The 19,837-nt window shown below is 73.5% G+C and carries 19 protein-coding genes and 1 pseudogene; 8 read left to right on the top strand and 12 right to left on the bottom strand.

From position 1 onward, the window contains the following. Positions 1-514, top strand: a 514-nt coding sequence (locus PV721_RS01055) for a sigma-70 family RNA polymerase sigma factor (RefSeq protein ID WP_319720826.1), incomplete at its 5' end; no start/stop codon positions are given. A gap of 208 nt (positions 515-722) precedes the next feature. Further along, the gene (locus PV721_RS01050) at positions 723-1,223 is read left to right on the top strand and encodes a hypothetical protein (protein ID WP_319720825.1); all 501 of its coding nucleotides are present in this window, start codon (positions 723-725) and stop codon (positions 1,221-1,223) included. Positions 1,224-1,228: 5 nt separating this feature from the next. Here PV721_RS01050 and PV721_RS01045 read toward each other — a convergent pair whose 3' ends face one another. The 5 genes from PV721_RS01045 to PV721_RS01025 form a co-directional block, all read right to left on the bottom strand. Further along, a complete protein-coding gene (locus PV721_RS01045; protein ID WP_319720824.1) occupies positions 1,229-1,618 on the bottom strand; it encodes a hypothetical protein in 390 nt (129 codons plus the stop codon). A 26-nt stretch (positions 1,619-1,644) separates the two neighbouring features. After that, positions 1,645-2,505, bottom strand: a complete 861-nt coding sequence (locus tag PV721_RS01040) for an Fpg/Nei family DNA glycosylase (protein WP_319720823.1) — start codon at positions 2,503-2,505, stop codon at positions 1,645-1,647. A gap of 20 nt (positions 2,506-2,525) precedes the next feature. After that, positions 2,526-3,776 (bottom strand): hypothetical protein, encoded by a 1,251-nt coding sequence (locus PV721_RS01035; RefSeq protein ID WP_319720822.1) that lies wholly within the window; start codon positions 3,774-3,776, stop codon positions 2,526-2,528. Between the two features lie 141 nt (positions 3,777-3,917). Beyond that, on the bottom strand, positions 3,918-5,981 hold the full coding sequence (locus tag PV721_RS01030; protein WP_319720821.1) for a SpoIIE family protein phosphatase: 2,064 nt from the start codon (positions 5,979-5,981) through the stop codon (positions 3,918-3,920). Between the two features lie 7 nt (positions 5,982-5,988). After that, complete coding sequence (locus PV721_RS01025; RefSeq protein WP_319720820.1) at positions 5,989-7,317, bottom strand: DUF6777 domain-containing protein; 1,329 nt, start codon at positions 7,315-7,317, stop codon at positions 5,989-5,991. Between the two features lie 163 nt (positions 7,318-7,480). Here PV721_RS01025 and PV721_RS01020 point away from each other — a divergent pair, with 163 nt between their 5' ends. Genes PV721_RS01020 through PV721_RS01010 form a run of 3 tightly spaced genes read left to right on the top strand, consistent with a single transcriptional unit; the run spans position 7,481 to position 10,385 of the window. Continuing rightward, complete coding sequence (locus tag PV721_RS01020; protein WP_319720819.1) at positions 7,481-8,395, top strand: YndJ family protein; 915 nt, start codon at positions 7,481-7,483, stop codon at positions 8,393-8,395. After that, positions 8,392-8,925, top strand: a complete 534-nt coding sequence (locus PV721_RS01015) for a DUF1990 domain-containing protein (protein WP_319720818.1) — start codon at positions 8,392-8,394, stop codon at positions 8,923-8,925. The genes PV721_RS01020 and PV721_RS01015 overlap by 4 nt, the downstream gene beginning before the upstream one ends. A 20-nt stretch (positions 8,926-8,945) precedes the next feature. Next, a complete protein-coding gene (locus tag PV721_RS01010; protein WP_319720817.1) occupies positions 8,946-10,385 on the top strand; it encodes a lipase maturation factor family protein in 1,440 nt (479 codons plus the stop codon). Here PV721_RS01010 and PV721_RS01005 read toward each other — a convergent pair. Together PV721_RS01005 and PV721_RS01000 are read right to left on the bottom strand one after the other, a co-directional pair. Continuing rightward, positions 10,371-11,354 carry an NAD-dependent epimerase/dehydratase family protein gene (locus PV721_RS01005; RefSeq protein WP_319720816.1) on the bottom strand — a complete coding sequence of 328 codons (984 nt, stop codon included), beginning with the start codon at positions 11,352-11,354 and terminating at the stop codon, positions 10,371-10,373. The genes PV721_RS01010 and PV721_RS01005 overlap by 15 nt on opposite strands. A 153-nt stretch (positions 11,355-11,507) precedes the next feature. Next, complete coding sequence (locus PV721_RS01000) at positions 11,508-11,684, bottom strand: hypothetical protein (protein WP_319720830.1); 177 nt, start codon at positions 11,682-11,684, stop codon at positions 11,508-11,510. A gap of 312 nt (positions 11,685-11,996) precedes the next feature. On the opposite strand from PV721_RS01000, the gene PV721_RS00995 reads away from it, so the two are divergent. Continuing rightward, a complete protein-coding gene (locus tag PV721_RS00995) occupies positions 11,997-12,500 on the top strand; it encodes a hypothetical protein (RefSeq protein ID WP_416370997.1) in 504 nt (167 codons plus the stop codon). 36 nt (positions 12,501-12,536) lie between these two features. Here the strand turns inward: PV721_RS00995 and PV721_RS00990 are convergent, their stop codons facing one another. Then, entirely contained in the window at positions 12,537-14,024 is a 1,488-nt protein-coding gene (locus PV721_RS00990) for an SDR family NAD(P)-dependent oxidoreductase (RefSeq protein ID WP_319720815.1), read from the bottom strand. A gap of 291 nt (positions 14,025-14,315) precedes the next feature. Between PV721_RS00990 and PV721_RS00985 the strand changes: the two are divergent. Then, positions 14,316-15,128: pseudogene (locus PV721_RS00985) on the top strand (DMT family transporter); the annotation flags it as partial. 24 nt (positions 15,129-15,152) lie between these two features. Here PV721_RS00985 and PV721_RS00980 read toward each other — a convergent pair. Continuing rightward, the gene (locus tag PV721_RS00980) at positions 15,153-16,469 is read right to left on the bottom strand and encodes a transglycosylase family protein (RefSeq protein WP_319720814.1); all 1,317 of its coding nucleotides are present in this window, start codon (positions 16,467-16,469) and stop codon (positions 15,153-15,155) included. 194 nt (positions 16,470-16,663) lie between these two features. Here PV721_RS00980 and gndA point away from each other — a divergent pair, with 194 nt between their 5' ends. After that, positions 16,664-18,118: an NADP-dependent phosphogluconate dehydrogenase gene (gndA, locus tag PV721_RS00975; RefSeq protein WP_319720813.1), complete on the top strand. Its 1,455-nt coding sequence runs from the start codon at positions 16,664-16,666 to the stop codon at positions 18,116-18,118. Between the two features lie 227 nt (positions 18,119-18,345). Here gndA and PV721_RS00970 read toward each other — a convergent pair whose 3' ends face one another. From PV721_RS00970 to panD, 3 genes are read right to left on the bottom strand one after another with little or no spacing between them, the layout of a single operon-like run. Next, positions 18,346-18,990, bottom strand: a complete 645-nt coding sequence (locus PV721_RS00970; protein ID WP_319720812.1) for an aspartate/glutamate racemase family protein — start codon at positions 18,988-18,990, stop codon at positions 18,346-18,348. Continuing rightward, the gene (locus PV721_RS00965) at positions 18,987-19,364 is read right to left on the bottom strand and encodes a GNAT family N-acetyltransferase (RefSeq protein ID WP_319720811.1); all 378 of its coding nucleotides are present in this window, start codon (positions 19,362-19,364) and stop codon (positions 18,987-18,989) included. Before PV721_RS00965 ends, PV721_RS00970 begins: the two co-directional genes overlap by 4 nt. 15 nt (positions 19,365-19,379) lie before the next feature. Next, the gene (gene panD, locus PV721_RS00960; protein WP_319720810.1) at positions 19,380-19,799 is read right to left on the bottom strand and encodes an aspartate 1-decarboxylase; all 420 of its coding nucleotides are present in this window, start codon (positions 19,797-19,799) and stop codon (positions 19,380-19,382) included. Positions 19,800-19,837: the final 38 nt, after the last annotated feature.

The following is a 19,837-nucleotide window of genomic DNA, read 5'->3' as shown; positions in this document are numbered from 1 at the left end:
CACGGACCCCGAGGCGCTGGCCGAACTCCAGCGCGACCACGGGCGGGCCCTGTTCGGTTTCCTGCTCGGCCTCACCGCGGGGGACGCGCAGCGCGCGGAGGACCTCGTGCAGGAGACTCTCGTACGGGTCTGGCAGCACCCGGAGGCCCTGGCGAGCGGACACGACTCGATGCGGCCGTGGCTGTTCACGGTGGCCCGGCGGCTCGCCATCGACGCCCGCCGGGCCCGGCTGTCACGGCCGCTGGAGGTGGACGCGGAGGGACTGGAGCAGGCGCCCGCCCCCGACGACGCGGTGTCCGGCTCGGTGACGGCGATCGACGTCCGGCGGGCCGTGGGGTGCCTGGGGCAGGAGCACCGTGAGGTGCTGATGCAGGTCTACTTCCGGGACCGGTCGGTGGCGGAGGCCGCCGCCGAGCTCGGCATCCCGGCCGGTACCGTCAAGTCCCGTACGTACTACGCCCTTCGCGCCCTGCGGAAGGGCCTCCAGGGGTACGGCTACGGCCTCGGCGCCTGAGCTTCCGCCACGCGCAGACATCGGGGCAACAGGTCCGGGAACGCCGTGAAGGGATGCGGACCGGACAAAAAACGCAGGGAATTGGGCATAAGTGCGTCCAAGTTGCGTAAACATCCCCCGCTGCGCGAGCCGCTCGGTGAAGGCTCGGGGCTGACGACGACGGGACGCTCGACGCGTGGGAGAAGGTGGAACGGTGCAGCCCGAGGGTATGAACGGCACCAGTGACGGCGGGTTCGCGGTGCCCATGGCCTGGCTCTACGCCGAGTACATCGCGGACGAACTGCTGCGTACGGGACGGCTGATCCCGGTCAGCACCCTGGAGTTCCGGGCCGGACGCGACACGCTCGCCCTGACGATCTACCTCTCGGACGCCGCCGGCGAGCTCTCCGGGATCCGCGTGGTCTCGCAGCTCGACGAGTGGATGTCGCTGACGGCGTACGGACATCCCTGGCGCGACTGGGTGCACACGCGGTTCCTCGCGCTGGGAGAAGAGGCCATGGAGCGCGGCCGCGGCGAGGAGCCCGACCTGGAGCTGGCCCGGGCGGCGTGGCGCTGGCTGGACCGCACCGAGCTCTTCGCCACCAACCTCGACCCCGGCCGGCACGGCCACGCCGACACCCCGCCGGGACTGGACGAGAACGCGCGCGTGTGGACCCCGGCCTGGCAGCTCGGGCTGCCGCTGGGCCACTTGGCGATGCACCTGTTCTGACGCTCCTACGAGGAGCGTTCGGCCGGGTCGGTCACCAGACCGGTGAAATCGGCCTCGTTGCGCTCCGCACGGGTGACGTACCAGCGGGCGATGAGCCACATCACCGGATACACCAGCAGACCGAGCGCCACCCACACCAGCGGCCCCGACGCGGCCCGCGGCAGCACGAACACCAGCGGCAGCGTCCCGACCAGCGCCACGAGGGCGGCCAGCGCCCCCAGCCCGGCGCGCAGCTGGCTGCGCATCAGCGCCCGTACGTAGGTGGCGCCGAGGGTGGTCTGCTCGGAGATCTCCGAGCGGGCCGGGGCGTGTGCGGGCGGCCGGCGCCGGGCACCCCGGGGCACCCCGGTGACGATCTCGCGCCGGGGCGGCGACTGCTGCTGCTCCTCCGCCATGGCGGAGGAGTCTACGCAGCGCCCCGCTATTTGAGGAGGCGCGACAGCCTCCGGTCGGCCAGCGGCTTGCCGCCCGTCTGGCAGGTCGGGCAGTACTGGAGCGAGGAGTCGGCGAAGGACACCGAGCGCAAGGTGTCCCCGCACACCGGGCACGGCTCCCCGTCCCGGCCGTGCACGCGCAGCCCGCTCTTCTTCTCGGCCTTGAGCGCACCGGCGGCCAGCCCGTGCGCTCGGGCCACGGCCTCGCCGAGGGTGGCGCGCACGGCCTCGTAGAGGTGGGTCACCTGGTCCTCGTCGAACGAGGCGGCCAGCTTGAAGGGAGAGACCTTCGCCGCGTGCAGGATCTCGTCGCTGTACGCGTTGCCGATGCCCGCGATGACGCTCTGGTCGCGTAGCACGCCCTTGATCTGGCGCCGCTCCCCGCCGAGCAGTGCGGCGAAGGCGTCCCGGTCGAAGTCCTCGGCCAGCGGGTCGGGGCCGAGGCGGGCGATGCCGGGGACCTCCTGGGGGTCGTGGACCACGTAGACGGCGAGGCGCTTCTGGGTCCCGGCCTCGGTGAGGTCGAACCCGCCGCCGCCCTCCAGTGCGACGCGCAGCGCGAGCGGCCCCTTGCCGGGGCGCGGCGGCTGCGCGGGCAGGGTGTCCTGCCAGCGCAGCCAGCCGGCCCGGGCCAGGTGGGTGACGAGGTGGAGCCCGCCGATCCGCAGGGCGAGGAACTTGCCGTACCGGGCGGTAGCGCCCGCCGGCTGCCCTTCGAGGGCGGACAGGGGCGGGTCGTACGTCTTGAGCACGCTGACGGCGAGCGGGAGGACGCGCTCGACCACCCGCCCGGTGAGGTACTCGTCGAGGTACTCCCGCAGGGCCTCGACCTCGGGCAGCTCCGGCATGGGTCCAGCCTGCCGCCGCCTCAGGCGAAACGCGAGCTGGGCACGGGCCCCGGTGACGCGACCCGGTCGCGGGGCGCCGAGAGCCAGCCGGTGCGGACCCCCGTCACGAACGCCCGGAAGGCCTCGTCGGGGTCGGCCGGGGCGCCGTCGCCCTCGTCCGGGGACGGGTCCGCCGCCGCGATCCCGTCGGCGATCTCCGCCTCGGACCGGTCGTCGTCGTGCCACGGCGGGGCGGCGTACTGACAGAGCAGCGCGCTGAAGTCCGCGCTCACCGCGGGCGGCTCGGTCCAGCAGGTGGCGTGCTCGTGGAGGATCTGGCCGTCGGCGCGCTCCCGCAGCGTGCGGACGAGTTCCTGGTCGGCCGCGTTCAGGTCGTAGGCGACGACGAGGGTGTCCGCTCGGTTCGGTCCGTACGGGACGGTGGGCAGCCCGAGCACCCGGGCGGCGGCGAGCCCGAGGATCCGGTCGGACCGGCCGGGCAGCAGCGAGACGGTCGCGGGGCTGCGCCCCGCGGCCTCCAGCGCGACCGCGAGCCGTGCCAGGCCCCGGCGGCACTGTTCGGGGCTGTCGCCGAGGTAGGCGTACCGGCCCGTCATCCCGGCGTCCCAGCCGTACGGGGACAGGGTGCCGAGCAGGCCGCCGGTGAGCCCGTAGTGCCAGCCGCGCAGGTCGGCCGCGCCGAGCGGGTCCGGGTGCCCCGCCGCCCCCTGGGCCCGGCGGGACCGGCCGCTGCGCAGCACCTGGCGCGCCTGGCGCTCGCGCGCGCCCGACCACTGGGGGTCCTCGGGGTCGGGGAGGCCGTGCAGCAGCCCCTCCGCGGTGTCCAGGTCCCCGGCCAGCAGGGTGTGGTGGACCAGCAGGTACGTCTCGGGCCAGGCGGGCAGCCGGTCGGCGCGGCCGGACAGCAGCGCGGCGGCCTCGGTGTGCCGGTGCTCGTCCTCCAGGGCGGAGACCAGCTCGGCGAGGAGCGGGCGCGAGTCGGGGAGCAGCCGGAGCGCCTCGCGCAGGGGCGCGACGGCGAGGAAGGCGACGCCGCGCTCCACGCAGGCGTAGCCGAAGTCGTAGAGGGCCTGCGGTTCGTCGGCCCGCTCGGCGGCGGCCCCGGCGGCGTCGGCCAGGTCGGTGAAGCCGACGCTCTCGGCCAAGGCCCTTGTGGCTTCGGCGAGTTCGGCGACAGGGAGGGTCTCCGCGCGGGGGCGCAGCGAACGCACGGCTCCGGGCAGATCGCCTGCATCGAGCAGCCGGCGGACGTCATCCATGGCGATAGTCATCGCCATGGATCCTCACGGACCGGGCGGCGCCCCGCAACGGACTTTCCCCGCCCGGGCGCGCGTGGGGTCGGCGGGGAGGCCGGATGCGCAAGCCACCCCGGACCGCCTCCCCGCCACGGTCATGGGGCCCAGCCGCGGGGCCTAGCCCATGACGAACTCGCACCACACGCACTTGCCGCCGCCCCGCGGCTCCACGCCCCACACGTCCGCCAGCCGGTCCACCAGCATCAGGCCGCGGCCCGAGACGCCCGCCTCCCCCGCCTCGCGCCGGCGCGGCAGTGCGCTGGAGCGGTCCTCGACCTCCACCCGCAGCCTGCGTTCGTGGCCAGCCAGGACGCGCAGGGTGACGATCGCCGGACCGTCGGTGTGCATCAGGGCGTTCACGATCAGCTCGTCCGCGACGAGTTCGATCTCGTCGGACCGCTCCCGCGCGCCCCACGCGCGCACCGCCGCCCCGATCATGTGGCGGGCCGCCACCAGGGCCTCGGGGTCGCCGGGTGCCACGTGCTGCTGCAGGCGGCTGCCGGCCTGGGGGGCGGCCACCATCTCGCGGCGCAGCAGGAGCAGCGCCATGTCGTCGTTCCCGCCCCGCTCGTCGGCGAGCGCGCACAGCCGGTCCGCCAGGAACTGCAGGTCGGCCGGTCCGCTGCGGATCTGGGAGGTCAGCAGCCGGATGCCGTCGTCGAGGTCGGCGCCGGGCTGTTCCACCAGGCCGTCGGTGCACAGCAGGAGCGTCTCCCCCGGGTCCAGTTCCACCGTGGTCACCGGGTATTCGAGCTGGCCGAACTCCGCCGAGAGGCCGAGCGGCATCCCGCCGCCCAACGGGAGCCGGTGGCAGTCCCCCTCGCGCGTGCGCAGCAGGGGGTCGATGTGGCCGGCCCGTACCAGTTGGAGCACACCGGTGGAGAGGTCGGCCTCCGCGTAGGTGCAGGTCGCGAAGCGGTCCGTGTCCAGTTCGTGGAGGAAGACGGAGGCGCGGGCCATGACCGTGCCGGGCGAGTGCCCCTCGGCCGCGTACGCGCGCAGGACGATCCGCAGCTGGCCCATGACCGCCGCCGCGTGCGTGTCGTGGCCCTGCACGTCGCCGATGACGGCGCCGACCCGGCCGCCCGGCAGCGGGATGACGTCGTACCAGTCGCCGCCGATGTCCCGGCCCATCCGGGCCGAGCGGTACCGTACGGCGATCTCCCCGCCGGGCACCGAGGGGATCCGCCTCGGCAGCATGGCCTGCTGCAGCCCCTCGGCGAGGTCGTGCTCCTGCTCGAGCAGCATGGCCCGCTGGAGGCTCTGCGCGATGCTGCTGCCGAGTGCAACGAGCAGGTTGCGCTCCTCCTGGGTGAAGCCGTCCTTGTCCTGGTAGAGCAGCCCGATCGCGCCGATGGGACGGGCCTGGGCGACGAGCGGCAGATAGGCGGCTGCCGAGATCCGCATGTTCGAGATCTTCGACCAGAGCTCGGGATAGCCCTCGGCGAACTCCTCCGCGGAGTCGAGGAAGCGCGGCTGCAGCGAGCGGACGACCTCGCTCATCGGGTACTGCTCGTCGATCCGGGTGTAGCGGGTGCCGGGGACGAAACTGTCCTGGGGGCCCTCGGCCACGAGGTGGATGCGCCCGGCCTCGACGAGCCCCATCACCATGCCCATGGAGCCGAGCCGCTCCAGGCCGTGGGCGTCGCCGATGACGTCGATGACGTCCCGTACGGTCCGGGCGTGGGCGAGGGCGGCGGTCGTGGACTCGACCACCGAGGTCTGGCGGCGCCGTTCCTCGTCCAGGCCGAGGCGCTCCGCCGAGTGGCTGAGCTCGTCGGTCGCGTCGCGGACGATGCCGATGATCCGGTGCGGCCGCCCGTCCGGGCCGCGCATGACGCGGCCCTGGGTGTGCGTCCAGCGCAGCCGCCCGTCGCGGCAGCGGATGCGGAAGTAGGCGCCGTAGGTGTCCACCTTGCTCTTGAGGGCGGAGGAGACGAGGGCGTCGAGGCGCGCCGACTCGCCGGCCGGGACGCGCGGGGAGAGCGCCTCGGGCCGGCCGTCGTACTCGTCGGCGGTCGTGTCGAAGACCTCGAGGGCCGCTTCGTCCATGTGCATGAGACCGGTCACGAGGTCCCAGTCGAAACTGCCCATGCGGTTCAGCGAGAGCGACCGGTCCGGGTGTGCGGGCCAGTCGTCCGGCAGCGATACGGTGGTCGGCACCGATCCACCATGACACACGGGCCGGTCAGGCGCTCTCCAGCGGGCGGCTCCCGTCCGAGGGCTGCGGCTGCAGGTCAGGGTCGGCGTAGGGGTCCGTGTACGGGTCTGCGGAGGGGTCCGTGTACGACGGGTCTGCGGACGGGGCCGTGTACGGGTCTGCGGAGGGATCGGCGTACGGATCGGCGTACGGATCGTTCGGCTGCGGCACCGTTCCGTCGGCCTCGGGCAGGAGACCCGGGTCGTTCGGGTCGGGCTGCGTCAGGTCGAACGGGATGTCCGAGGGGATGTTCGAGGGCACGTCGCCCGACAGGTCGGAGGGGACGTCCGACGGGCTGTCCGAGCGCGGCTGCTGCGGCCGGGTGACGGAGTCCGACGGTGAGCCCGGGGTCTGCGGGACGCCCGGACTCTGCGGCGGGTCCTCGCCCTGCGGGTTCTGCCGGGCCGGTCCGGTCGGCTGGCAGTCCGCTGCCGCGGCGGCCGGATCGCCCTGGCACGGCTGGACCGAGGCGGACCCGGACGGGGTGACGGGCCCCGTCGGGATCCCGTCGGCCGGGTCGTACTGGGGCAGCGTGCGCGGGGGCCGGTCCTGGGCGCCGTCGTCGCCCCGCTTGCGTTCGATCCAGGTGTTGTCGGCGATGTTGACGATCACCAGGTTGTTGATCACGTGCGGGGTGGGTTCGACGACGACGACCTGGTTGGGCTGGTAGCCGCTCCACGGGTCGCCCTTGTGCACCGGGGACCCCTTGGCGGCGAGCGGGGAGGCCAAGGGGTTCCCGCAGCCGCAGCGCACCCGGGGCATCCCGTGTTCGTCGACGAGGACGGCGGTGCCGGCCTGCAGGACGGACTGGAAGCCGTCGGCGCCGCCGTCGCGGAAGGCGTGGTTGGTGACGCGGGTGTCGGCTCGCAGGACGACGGGAGTGAGCCCGCGCAGGAACTCGGGGATGCTCGCCTGCTCGATGTCCGCGGCCTGGGCGAAGGCGCGGGCCTTGGCGTTGTCGGCGGTCAGGAAGCGGACCTGCTGTTCCACGTCGCAGCTGCCGAGCCGCTGGGTGCCGCCGTACAGGCCGGGAGTGGCCGCGTTGACGGTGCGGATGCCCTGTCCGGTCGGGTTGGGCAGCGGGGGCTGTACGGGGGCGGACTCGGCGGTGGCCGAGGAGGCGGTGAAGGGGTCGGGGCCGGCCGAGGCCACGGGCTGCAGGTAGACCTCCTGGCTCTCGGGTCCGGCCGCGCTCTTGGGCTCTTCGGCGCTGCCGCAGCCTGCGGCGAACAGGCCGAGGAGGGCCAAGAGGGCGGCGCCGGCCGGTAGGTGACGGCTCGACGTCTGACGAAGTGTCGGAAGTGACGGTGCGTGCACGTGGATCTCCCTTTTCGCCCCGGTTGCTCCCTCTTGTCTGCCCCATGCGCGCGGGACCCGCAACCGGAGGGCGTCTTGAACATGTTCAAGGGAGGACGTAGGCTCACCACCGCGAGTTGAACGCGTTCAAGGCGTTCGGCCGCAGTATTGGGGGGAGTCCAGGGTGACGGTACTGGTGAACGTGATCGTCACCCTGGGCATGCTGTACGTCGTCCCGGCGGGCCTGCGCCTGATCGATCCGTCCGGGCTCCGCCGGACCGCCCGCCTCTGGCCGCTGCTCGCCGCCCCCGGGGCGCTGTGCCTCTGGCTGCCGCGCGGGCTGCCCGCCACGGCACTCGCCGCACTCTACGCGGCGGCCTGCCTGGCGCTCGCGGCCCGGGCTCCGGTCCAGCTGCTGCGGGACCGTTCCCCGGGGCCCACCCCGGCCGGGACCGCCGTCGCCACCGCCCTGGTCTCGCCCTCGATCGCCGGAACCGCGCTGGTCGCCGAGCGCGCCGGGTACCGGCTCTTCGGCTTCGACCTCGACATCCTGGCGCTGACCGTGCCGCACTTCCATTTCGCCGGGTTCGCGGCCGCGCTGGTCGCGGGGCTGGTGTGCCGGGCCGTGCGGGACCGGCCCGCGACGGGCCTCTCGCGCTGGGCCGCGTACAGCGTCCCTGCGGGCACCCTGCTCGTGCTCCTCGGCTACTTCGTCGACGACTGGGCGGAGCTGGTGGGCGCGGTGGTGCTGACCGGTGGGATGTGGGCCGTGGCCCTGCTGACCTGGCGGGAGATCCGGCCCGCAGCCCGGGACCGCGGCACGCGGGCGCTGCTCGCGACCTCGGCGGCCGTGCTGGTGGCCACCATGCTGCTCGCCCTGTGGTGGGCGGTCGGCGAGGCCACCGGGATCGTGCACCCCACCCTGACCTGGATGGCCGCGACCCACGGCCTCGGAAACGCCCTCGGATTCGCCCTCTGCTCGGTACTGGCCTGGCGCAGGCTCACCGGCGACAGCCGCTCCCCCCTCGCCGGCGACGACCGGCCGCTCACCGTTGATCACCCACCGTTGATCACCCACCGACTGGAGACCTCGCCATGACCCGCCTCATCAGCGCCGGCCGGGACACCGTCAACTACCCCGACCAGGGCGCCACCGCCCACCGGCCGCTGCCCTCCGGATACCACCACCTGAACCACCGCACCCGCCTCGGGCACGGCCGGGCCGTCTTCGAGGCCGCCGGCACCGCGGTGACCACCTTCCACGCGCACCGCACCTCCGGGATGCGGGTGCGCGCCGACGCCGGCGCCGTCCGGCCCGGCAGCCGCGTGGTCGTCGGGATCGGCGTGGGGCCGCTGCGCATCGACGCCCCGTGCCAGGTGATCTGGACGGCGTACGAGCCCGCCCGGATCGGTTTCGCCTACGGGACCAGGCCCGGCCACCCTGAGTGCGGGGAGGAGTCCTTCATCGTGGACATGGACCCCGACGGCACCGTGTGGTTCACGGTGACCGCCTTCAGCCGCCCGAACAGCTGGTACACCCGCCTCGCCGGCCCGCTGGTCCCCTTCCTCCAGCTGCGCTACGCCCGCTGGCTGGGCCACCGCCTGCGCAAGCTGGCCACCGCCGCCTGACCGGTCCGATACTGGAGGCGATGGACTGGTTCACGGCGCCCGGATACTGGCTCGCCCGGCTGGTCTTCCAGCGGGCACTGGCCGGTGTCTACCTCGTCGCCTTCGTCGGGGCCGCCCTGCAGTTCCGGGCCCTGATCGGGGCGCACGGCATGCTGCCCGTGCCGCGCTACGTGCGGTACGTGCCCTTCCGGCGCGCCCCGAGCCTGTTCCAACTGCGCTACTCCGACCGGCTCTTCGCCGGCTGCGCCTGGACGGGCGCGGCACTGGCCGCGGCACTGGCCGCCGGGGCCGGGGACGAGGTGCCGCTGGGCGCCGCCATGGCGATGTGGGCCCTGCTGTGGCTGCTCTACCTCTCCATCGTGAACGTGGGGCAGACCTGGTACTCCTTCGGCTGGGAGTCGCTGCTGCTGGAGGTCGGCTTTCTCGCGGTGTTCCTCGGCAACGCCCGGGCGGGGCCGCCGGTGCTGGTGCTGTGGCTGCTGCGCTGGGTGCTCTTCCGCGTGGAGTTCGGGGCCGGGCTGATCAAGATGCGCGGGGACTCCTGCTGGCGCAAGCTGACCTGTCTCTACTACCACCACGAGACACAGCCGATGGCCGGGCCGCTGAGCTGGTTCTTCCACCATCTGCCGAAGCCGGTGCACCGGGTGGAGTGCGCGGCCAACCACGTGACCCAACTGATCGTCCCGGTCCTGCTTTTCACCCCGCAGCCGGTGGCCTCGTACGCCGCCGGGATCATCGTCGCGACGCAGCTGTGGCTGGTGCTGTCCGGCAACTTCGCCTGGCTGAACTGGCTGACGATCACGCTGGCCCTCTCGGCCGTGGACTTCACCGGGCTCGCGGGCGCTCCGCCGGCCGCCGCCTCGCAGGGGGCTCCCGTGTGGTTCGCGGTCCTGGTCTGCGCCGTGACCGCCCTCGTGCTGTTCCTCAGCCGCCGTCCGGTGCTCAACATGATCTCGCGCCGACAGGTGATGAACCGCTCCTTCGACGCACTCCACCTGGTCAACACCTACGGGGCCTTCGGCTCGGTCGGCCGCGTCCGCATGGAGGTGGTGGTGGAGGGCACCGCGGACCGGGTGCCGCACGAGAACGGCGCCTGGCGGGAGTACGGCTTCCGGGGCAAGCCGACGGAACTGCGCAGGGTCCCCCGCCAGTTCGCCCCTTACCACCTGCGGCTGGACTGGCTGATGTGGTTCGCGGCGATCTCCCCCGGCTACGCGCGGGACTGGTTCGGGCCGTTCGTGGAGCGGCTGCTGGCGGGCGACCGGGACACGCTGCGGCTGCTGCGCCACAACCCGTTCCCGGACGCGCCGCCCGTCTACGTCCGGGCCCTGCTCTACCGCTACCGGTTCACCACCTGGCGGGAGCTGCGCGAGACGGGGGCCTGGTGGCACCGCACGCTGGTGCGCGAGTACCTCCCGCCGACCCGCCTCGCGGACGCCTGGCTGTCAGAGCCCGAGTAGGGCGGCCTCCCGCTCGGCGTCGAGTCCGGGGGCCGGCCGGTCGCTGCGCTGCGGTGCCCGGCCACCGAGTGTGCGCAGCCAGGCCCAGGTGTCGGCCACGGTCTCCTCGACGGGGCGGCACTTCAGGCCGGCCTCCAGCGCCCGGGTCACGTCCCCGCCGAACATGTAGTCGTGCGATTCGCCCTCGGGGAGCCAGACCGGCAGCTCGGTCCAGGGCTCCACGCCGGCGTCGAGGATCGGCGCCGGGTCGGTCCAGCGCAGCTCGGCGGCCCCGCCGGTGACGGCGGCGCAGGCGTCGAGGAGGGCGCCCATGGTGGCGTGTCCGGTCGGGGAGACCAAGTTGTAGGGGCCGCCGAGCCCGGCCGCGGCGGCGTCCAGGGCCCAGCGCGCGAGGTCGCGTACGTCGATGTACTGGATCGGGAGTCCGCGCGGGCCGGGGGCGAGCACCGGGCCGCCGCGCGCGATGCGGCTGAGCCACCACGGCAGCCGGCCGACGTTCTCGTAGGGGCCGAGGATCAGCCCGGCGCGCACCAGCAGGGCGCGGTCGTCGAAGGCGTCCAGGGCGGCGAGTTCACCGCCCCGCTTGTCCTCGGCGTAGGCGGTCGCCGCGGCGTCCGGCGAGCCCTCGACGAGGGGGCCGTCCTCGCCCTGCCCGGCGGGGGCCGGGTAGGCGTACACCGAGCGGCTGGAGACGTACACGTACCTTCCGGCCCGGGCGCTCAGCAGGCGGGCACTGTCGCGCACCGCCGTGGGGGCGCCGCCCCAGGTGTCGACGACGACGTCCCACTCCCCTTCGGCGAGGGCGGCCAGGCCTCCGGGTGCGGTGCGGTCCCCGTGCAGGGCCCGGGTGCCCGGCGGGGGCGCGTGGTGTCCCCGGTGGAAGACGGTCACCTCCCAGTCCCGGGCGAGGGCGTCCTCGGTGATCGCGCGTCCGACGAATTCGGTCCCACCAAGCATCAGCAGTTTCATGCCCTCCAGCCTGCCGGTGGCGGGCGGGGCGGCGGAAGCGGTGATCGCCGACAGCGATGACGCTCAGGGCGTACGCGGGACGGGAACCCGTACGGGAAGGGCAGCGCCCCCGGTGCCGATCGGCACGGGGGGCGCTCTGCACTGCTCTGCGGATCAGTCGATTCCGGGCAGGATGTGTGATTCCGCCAGGTCGTCCTCGTACCCCGCGAGCCGGATCGGGGCGGAGCGGGCCCAGACCTCGAGGCTGCCGAGTTCGTCGGTCCGGGGCTTCTTCGCCCGCGGTGCCGGCCGCTCCAGCAACGTCGGTTCGGGCTGCGTCATTTCAGTCACCGCGCACTCCTCTGTGTCGCGTAACCCGGCAGGCGGACCGCGCACCGGGCAAGGGATCAAGGGTTTTCCGGACGCGGTGGCGCCTTAGTGGAGCGCGGCCCGGATGGGGGCCGTCTTGATGCCCCAGAGTACACATATGAGCGGACCTCCGCTCGATAGGAAGGCAAAATCCGCTGCGCCCTCTTAGTTTCGTCCCGAGTTCAGCAAGTCGTAGGTCGGCGGGTACGTGGCGGATGGTGTGCTCGGACCCGGATGCGCGAGGCGCGACGGAGGGGGTCGGCGGTGTCGAGGTCCGGAGTTCCGGAGGCCCAAGTGCCTTACGTCACAAGCGTGGTGGAGCTGATGGACCTGCTGCGCACCAGCCGCGACGACCACGCTCTGCGGACGGCGGCGCTGATCCGCCGCTCGCATCCCTCCGACAAGGAACTGCAGCTCGCGGGCTTGCTGCACGGCATCGGCCAGCTGCTCCGTCCGGGTGACGGAGTGCGACACGCCGTACTCGCAGCGGAGGCGGTGCGCCCGCTGCTTGGCGAGCGGGTGGCCCGGCTCGTACGGCTGCAGGCGTCGGCCGCGGGGAGCGACCGGGCCGGCGGGGCCGACGTGCCGGGGGACGACGCCGGCGCCGACGCCGACGCAGTGGCCACCCTGCGCCAGGCCCACGACGCGGCCGCCGGGTCCGGACTGGACGCGGGCGTGCTGGAGGACTGGCGGCCCCTGCTGGAACTGGTCGCGGCCGGGTCCTGCCGGGCCGCACCCGCCCGGAACGCGATCGACCCCCTCGGTTCGCCGAGGGGGTCGATCGCGGGCATGCCGTAGGGGCTGTCCTCCGGGCCGGTCCGGGGGCCGCCGGGACTACCAGTTCGCCGGGGCGTAGTCCTTCAGGAAGACGCCGACCAGGTCCTCTCCGGCCTCGCCGCGGACGACCGGGTCGTAGACCCGGGCCGCGCCGTCGACCAGGTCGAGCGGGGCGTGGAAGCCCTCCTCCGCGAGGCGCAGCTTGTCGAAGTGCGGGCGCTCGTCGGTGATCCAGCCGGTGTCGACCGAGGTCATCAGGATGCGGTCGGTCTGGAACATCTCCTGACCGCTGGTCCGCGTCACCATGTTCATCGCGGCCTTCGCGGCATTGGTGTTCGGGTGCCCCGCTCCCTTGTAGCCGCGGCTGAAGACACCCTCCATCGCCGAGACGTTGACGACGTACGCACGCCCGCTGGACGCCTTCCGGGCGGCCTCCGCCATGGCCGGCCGGAGCGCGCTGATCAGGATGAACGGCGACGTGTAGTTGCACAGCTGGGTCTCGAGCAGCTCAACCGGGGAGATCTGGTCGATGGTCTGCACCCAGGTGTTGCTCTCGACGACGTCGGGCAGCAGGCCGCCCGCGTCGATGGCGGTGCCGTCGAGGTGCCGCTCCAGGCTGGCGTTGCCCGCGACCAGGGCGAGGTCGGCGACCTTCTGCGCTTCGAGCCCGCTCACCCCGACGGGCAGGGCCGTCAGGCCGTCGACCGCGCCGGAGTTGAAGGCGCCGATGACGTGGTGGGCGGGGAGCTCGCCGGCGGGCAGCGGGGCCGACTCCCCCTCGACCAGCGCCGCGTAGGCGGTGGGCAGGCGGCGCACGGTCTGCGTCGCGTTGTTGATCAGGATGTCGAGCGGACCTGCCCCGGCCACCTGGTCGGCGAGGGCCACGGCCTGGGCCGGGTCGCGCAGGTCGATGCCGACGACCTCCAGGCGGTGCATCCAGTCCGCCGAGTCCTCCATCGCCTTGAAGCGGCGGATGGCGTCCTTGGGGAAGCGCGTGGTGATGGTGGTGTGGGCGCCGTCGCGCAGCAGCCGCAGCGCGATGTACATGCCGATCTTGGCCCGGCCGCCCGTGAGCAGCGCGCGCTTGCCGGTGAGGTCGGCGCGGGCCTCCCGCCTGGCCCGGTTCTCGACGGCGCACTCCGGGCAGAGCTGGTGGTAGAAGTAGTCGACCTCGACGTACCGCGTCTTGCAGATGTAGCAGGAGCGCGGGCGCTGGAGTATCCCGGCGATCCGGCCGGCCTCCGTGACCGAGGAGGGCAGGATGCCCTCGGTCTCGTCGTCGATGCGCTCGGCGGAGCCGGTCGCGGTGGCCTCGGTGACGGCCTTGTCGTTGGCGGTCTTGGCGGCGCGGCGCTCCTGGCGGCGGCGCTGCTTGACCGTGCGGTACAGGCCGGCGGTGGCGCGGCGTACGGTGATGGCGTCGGGGTGGTCGACGTCGAGCTTGTCCAGCTCGTCGAGCACGCTGAGGCAGAGAGCCAGTCGCTCGGGGTCGATGCCCGGCCCGTAGGCCTGCCCGTGGTCGTGGCTTTCTTCGGTCACCGTCATGGCCGCTGCCGTTCCTTGATCACTCGTCCGCATCCGCCTGCTGCGGAAGTCCTCAAAAGGGGAACTGTACGGATCCCACGCGCCCGGAGACAAACCGCTCCCGGAATCCTCACGGACCGCGAGCGGCCGGTCACCGTAGGGGTCGGCCGTCGCGGCTCCCGGGCGCCTCAGGGGTCGTCCTACGCTGCGGTAAGGGCCACGCTGGCGTACTCCCGTACTACGCCGGGAGTATGACCGGTGACCACCTGTGGGCGGAGGAATAGCGCAGATGAGTCGGGCATTGTGGACCTTATGAGTGCACTGGCGCTGGCGGTCCTGCTCTGTCTCGTGTCCGCCCTGGCGTACGCGGGTGGCGCGATCGTCCAGGAACGGGTCGCGGCGAGCACGCCGGAGCGCCCGTACGCCCCGCTGCGGCGCGGCGGCTGGTGGGTAGCGGTGGGGCTGAACGGCCTGGGTGCACTGTTGCACGTGGTGGCCCTCGCCTACGGACCGCTGAGCCTGGTGCAGCCGCTGGGTGCGCTCACCATCGTCTTCGCCCTGCCGATGGCGGCCGTCTTCGTACGGCGCCGGGCGGGCGCGGCGGCCTGGCGCGGCGCGGTGCTGGCCACGGTGGGTCTCGCCGGGCTGCTGGCGCTGACCGGCGGGGACGGCAGGACGGAGCAGTCACTGGCGGGCGGCGAGGGGAGCATGCTGCTGACGGTGACCGGAGCGGCGGTGGCCGTGCTGTTCGTGGCGGCGCACCGGATGCACCGTGCGGTGCTGCACAGCGTGCTGCTGGCCGCGGCCGCCGGTACCGCCTTCGGCATGGCCTCCGTGTTCACCAAGTCGGTCGCCGAGAGCTTCGCCCCCGGCGCGCTGGGCGGCCTGTGGCCCGACCTCGCCGCGATCGCGGCGCTCGCGGCCGCCGGGCTGCTGCTGTCGCAGGCGGCCTACCGGGGCGCCGGGCTGACCGCGCCGCTGGCCACCGTGACGGTGATCAACCCGGTGGTCGCGGCGACCGTCGGCATCACGCTGTTCGACGAGGGCTTCCGGTACGGGGCCTCGGGCACGGCCGCGGCGGTGGCCAGCGCCCTCGTGGCGGCGGCCGGCCTGGTCCTGCTCACGGTCGTGCCCTCGCACGTGCGCGGGTCAGATGCGGACCCCGTGGCCCCGGAGGTACTTCAGCGGGTCGATGTCGGAGCCGTATCCGGGTCCCGTGCGCATCTCGAAGTGCAGGTGCGGGCCGGTGGTGTTCCCGGTCGAGCCGGAGCGGCCGATCCGCTGGCCTCCGGAGACCTGCTGGCCGGCCTTGACGCCGAGCGCCGAGAGGTGGGCGTACTGGGAGTACCGGCCGTCGGTGTGCCGGATGACGACCTGGTAGCCGTAGGCACCGGCCCAGCCGGCGGAGACGACCTGGCCGGGCCCGACCGACTTGACGGTGGTACCGGTCGCCACGGGGAAGTCGACGCCCGTGTGGTAGCCGCTGGACCAGTGGGAGCCCGAGACGCGGTACGCGGTGCCGAGGCCGGCGTCGACGGGGGCGGAGAAACCGCCCGCATCCGGCTTCTGCTGCGCTGAGGCGGGCTGCGTCGCGGGCTTCTCGGCCGGCTTTTCGGCTGGTTTTTCGGCCGGTTTCGGCGGCGCGGGCTTCTCTGCGGGCTTCTCGGCCGCCGGCTCCCCCGGTTTCACCGGGTCGGCGGTCCGCGGCGGCTTCTCGGGGTTCTGCGCGGGAGGCGGGGGCGTCACCGGCGCCGTGGGCGGCTTGGCCGGTGCGGCGGTGATCCGCAGGGTGAGCCGCTGGCCCGGGAAGATCAGGTTCGGATTGGGCCCCACGGTGGCCCGGTTGGTCTCGTACAGCGCCTGCCAGCCGCCCTCGACGTGCTGCTCGGTCGCGATCGCGGAGAGCGAGTCGCCGGGCGCGACGACGTACGGGTTCGGCAGGACGGAGGTCCCCGTCGGGCGGGGTGCGCCGGTCTGCGCCGGGGCCGCCGTCTTCACCGGCTGGGACGGTGCCACGGCCTTGGGCTGCGCCGCGGACTGCGCCCTGGGCTGCGACGGCGCCTGCGGGGCGACGGCCGGTGCCGGGCCGCTGCGGGAGAGGCCGGCCTTCTTGCCGCACTGCGGCCACGCCCCGGGACCCTGGCCCTTCAGGACCTTCTCCGCGACCGCGATCTGCTGGTCCTTGGTGGCCAGGTCGGCGCGGGGCGCGTAGGCGGCGCCGCCGAAGGCCCGCCAGGTGCTCTGGCTGAACTGGAGGCCGCCGTAGTAGCCGTTTCCGGTGTTGATGCGCCAGTGGTTGGTGGATTCGCAGGCGGCCACCTTGTCCCAGGTGTCCACAGTGGCGCCGTGGGCGACCCCGGCGCCGATGAGCGGGAGCGCCATCCCGGCGCCGCCGGCGGTGACGGCCAGCGAGGCCCGGTTGATGCTGCTCGGCTGATACCGGCGGTGCCGGCCCCGTACACCCATGGGAGCCCCCCTTGAAGACATCAGGAACCGCACAACCTAACGTTGCGAACAGGGCATGACAAGGGGCGCAACGGGGCGCTCCATAGCGGTACTTGACGGTGTGTTGCCCGTCAGGAGATCCACATGCGACCGCGTGGGGGTAGCGTCGGCAGTCCCGCACACCGAAGCACACCGAAGCACGCAGGAGCGCAACGATGAGCACCAGCACAGCCCAGATCGGCGTCACCGGGCTCGCCGTCATGGGCAGCAACCTGGCCCGCAACTTCGCCCGCAACGGATTCACGGTGGCCGTGCACAACCGGACCGCCGCCAAGACCACGGCCCTGGTGGAGGAATTCGGGCACGAGGGCAGCTTCGTGGCCGCCGAGTCGGCGAAGGAGTTCGTCGACGCGCTGGAGCGCCCCCGCCGCATCGTCGTCATGGTGAAGGCCGGTGAGCCCACCGACGCCGTGATCCGCGAGTTCGCCCCGCTCCTGGAGGAGGGCGACGTCGTCATCGACGGCGGCAACGCCCACTTCGAGGACACCCGGCGCCGCGAGAGGGAACTGCGCGAGCAGGGCATCCACTTCGTCGGCGTGGGCATCTCCGGCGGCGAGGAGGGCGCGCTCCTCGGCCCGAGCATCATGCCCGGCGGCTCGGAGGAGTCGTGGGCGTCGCTCGGCCCCCTGCTGGAGAAGATCTCCGCGAAGGCCGCCGACGGCACGCCGTGCACCTCGCACGTGGGCCCCGACGGCGCCGGACACTTCGTCAAGATGGTGCACAACGGTATCGAGTACGCCGACATGCAGCTGATCGCCGAGGCCTACCACCTGCTGCGCGAGGTCGCCGGCTACTCCCCCGCGAAGATCGCGGAGACCTTCCGGGGCTGGAACCGGGGGCGCCTGGACTCCTACCTGATCGAGATCACGGCAGAGGTGCTCGCGCACACGGACGCCGCGACCGGCCGCCCGTACGTCGACGTCGTGGCCGACGCCGCCGAGCAGAAGGGCACCGGCCGCTGGACCGTGCAGATCGCCCTCGACCTGGGGGTGCCGGTGTCGGGGATCGCCGAGGCGGTCTTCGCCCGGGCCGTCTCCGGCCACGCGGACCTGCGGACGGCCGCACGCGGGCTCGCGGGCCCGACCGCCACCGCACTCGCACCGGAGGCGGCGGAGGCCTTCGCCGCGCAGGTGGAGCAGGCGCTGTACGCGTCGAAGATCGTCTCGTACACCCAGGGCTTCCACCAGATCCGCGCGGGCAGCGAGGAGTACGGCTGGGGCGTGGACCTGGGCGCGATGGCCTCGCTGTGGCGCGGCGGCTGCATCATCCGGGCCGCGTTCCTCGACCGGATCCGGGCGGCGTACGACGCCCGGCCGGATCTTCCGAGCCTGCTGGCGGACCCGGGCTTCGCGGACGAGATCGGCGCGGCGCAGGAGGACTGGCGCGCGGTGATCGTGGCAGCCGTGCGCCAGGGCATCCCGGTCCCGGCGTTCGCGGCCTCGCTCGCATACTACGACGCCCTGCGCGCCGAACGGCTGCCGGCGGCCCTCACCCAGGGGCAGCGCGACTTCTTCGGGGCGCACACCTACCGGCGGACCGACCGCGAGGGCTCGTTCCACACGCTCTGGAGCGGCGACCGCTCGGAGGTCCGCACGGACCGACCCGCGTGAAGACGCCCTGGCCGGGGCCTAGCTCAGGGGCCCCGGCTGGGGGATCGGCGCGGGTCCCGGGGGCGGGGGGATCGGGTCCGGCTCGGGCACCGGCCCGGGCACGGGCGGCACCGGCCGCGGCATCGGCTCGGGATCGGGGAACGGGCTGGGGTCCGGGGCCGGCGGCTGCGTCTGCTCTAGGTTTCGTCCCATATTGTTCAGTTTCCCGCGATGGCGGCGGGTACGCCCTACCGCGACGCCGGAATCATCCGCAGGCCGGCGGCCAGTCCCGGGGCGGGGCTGGACAGCACCGGGACCGGGGTCGCGGTCAGGTCGGCGGCCCCGGCCATGGAGGCCTGGGCCAGCACGATGACGTCCGCGCCGGTGACGGCATCGGCGGCCGCGGCCACACGGGCCAGGTAACCGTCCGCGTCCCCCGCCTCGAAGCACTCCCAGGCCCCGGCGACCAGGTGCGTACGGACGGACACGCACCGCCCGCCCGCCCGGGCCTCCTCGGCCAGCAGCTCCGCGGTCGGCGCGAGCGTCGACTCCAGGGCGGCCAGTACGGCGATCCGCGCGCCCGTGCGCACCGCCGCCGCGGCCATCGGCCGGTCCACCCGCAGTACGGGGACACCGAGCTCCGGCGCCAGGGACTCCCCGGTCGCCCCGATGGTCGAGCAGGTGACGAGGACGGGCGCGGGCCCGGCGGCGGCCACCGCCGCGAGCAGGGCCGGAGCCACTGCCCGGGGCCCTTCGGTGCGGGCGCGTTCCAGCAGCTCCGGCTCCACCAGGTGGCGCAGTACGGCCCCCGGGTGGTGCCGGTCGCGCAGCGCGTCGAAGACCGGGACGTGCACGGGCGAGGTGTGCAGCAGGACCAGGCCCGGTTGCGTCACCAGAGGTCGGAGTCCGAGTCGAGCTGGGCCTTGGCCGCCGCCACGACCCCGGCGGCGGGCTCGGGCGCCTGGTCGGGGTGCTTGGCGGCCCAGCTCGCCGCGTACGGGCAGAGCGGCACCACGGGAACGCCCTCGGCGGCGGCGATCCCGTAGAACGTCCTCACCAGCCCCCCGGCGATGCCCCGGCCCTCGTGGGCCGGCTCGACGACGGTGTGCACCGCCACCAGGGCGTGGGGCGCCTCGGCGAGCACGAAGTAGGCGATGAATCCGACCACCGCCCCGCCCTCGACGGCGAGCAGCCGCCCGGCCTTCCGCTCGTCCTGGAACTCGATCGGCGTGTTCTGGCCGCTCCCGGCGCTGTGACTCTCCGGCATGGTCCCCGACTCCCGTCAGACAGCCACCGCGTGGGGGCTGCGCTCCTGATCCGTACCCGGCACCGGGGCGGAGGGGTCCGCGCCCAGCTCTACGATCCGATTGTCGCCGTCCACGTGCACGATGCGGGGCTTCAGCACCCGCGCCTCCGCGTCCTCGACCTGTGCGTAGCTGATGAGGATGACCAGGTCTCCGGGGTGCACGAGATGGGCCGCGGCCCCGTTGATCCCGATGACCCCGGACCCGCGCTCGCCCTCGATGACGTAGGTCTCCAGCCGGGCCCCGTTGGTGATGTCCACGATGTGGACCAGCTCCCCGGGCAGCAGGTCCGCCGCGTCCAGCAGGTCGGCGTCGATGGTCACGGAGCCGACGTAGTGCAGGTCGGCCTGGGTGACGGTGGCCCGGTGGATCTTGGACTTGATCATGGTGCGCAGCATTTTGAACTCCTAGAAGACGGCTCCCTGCCTGCTTTCTG

Source organism: Streptomyces sp. MB09-01, assembly GCF_033794505.1.
GTDB lineage: Bacteria > Actinomycetota > Actinomycetes > Streptomycetales > Streptomycetaceae > Streptomyces.
Note: the sequence above shows the minus strand (reverse complement) of the source record. Positions and strands in the feature narration are given on the sequence as shown.

Excerpts from the sequence above, each read along its gene's own strand:
- PV721_RS01010 (WP_319720817.1), top strand. The coding sequence starts at position 8,946 with ATGGACTGGTTCACGGCGCCCGGATACTGGCTCGCCCGGCTGGTCTTC.
- PV721_RS01005 (WP_319720816.1), bottom strand. The coding sequence starts at position 11,354 with ATGAAACTGCTGATGCTTGGTGGGACCGAATTCGTCGGACGCGCGATC.
- PV721_RS00990 (WP_319720815.1), bottom strand. The coding sequence starts at position 14,024 with ATGACGGTGACCGAAGAAAGCCACGACCACGGGCAGGCCTACGGGCCG.
- PV721_RS00965 (WP_319720811.1), bottom strand. The coding sequence starts at position 19,364 with ATGCCGGAGAGTCACAGCGCCGGGAGCGGCCAGAACACGCCGATCGAG.
- PV721_RS01035 (WP_319720822.1), bottom strand. The coding sequence starts at position 3,776 with ATGACTATCGCCATGGATGACGTCCGCCGGCTGCTCGATGCAGGCGAT.
- gndA (WP_319720813.1), top strand. The coding sequence starts at position 16,664 with ATGAGCACCAGCACAGCCCAGATCGGCGTCACCGGGCTCGCCGTCATG.
- panD (WP_319720810.1), bottom strand. The coding sequence starts at position 19,799 with ATGCTGCGCACCATGATCAAGTCCAAGATCCACCGGGCCACCGTCACC.
- PV721_RS01050 (WP_319720825.1), top strand. The coding sequence starts at position 723 with ATGAACGGCACCAGTGACGGCGGGTTCGCGGTGCCCATGGCCTGGCTC.
- PV721_RS00980 (WP_319720814.1), bottom strand. The coding sequence starts at position 16,469 with ATGGGTGTACGGGGCCGGCACCGCCGGTATCAGCCGAGCAGCATCAAC.
- PV721_RS01015 (WP_319720818.1), top strand. The coding sequence starts at position 8,392 with ATGACCCGCCTCATCAGCGCCGGCCGGGACACCGTCAACTACCCCGAC.
- PV721_RS01040 (WP_319720823.1), bottom strand. The coding sequence starts at position 2,505 with ATGCCGGAGCTGCCCGAGGTCGAGGCCCTGCGGGAGTACCTCGACGAG.
- PV721_RS01045 (WP_319720824.1), bottom strand. The coding sequence starts at position 1,618 with ATGGCGGAGGAGCAGCAGCAGTCGCCGCCCCGGCGCGAGATCGTCACC.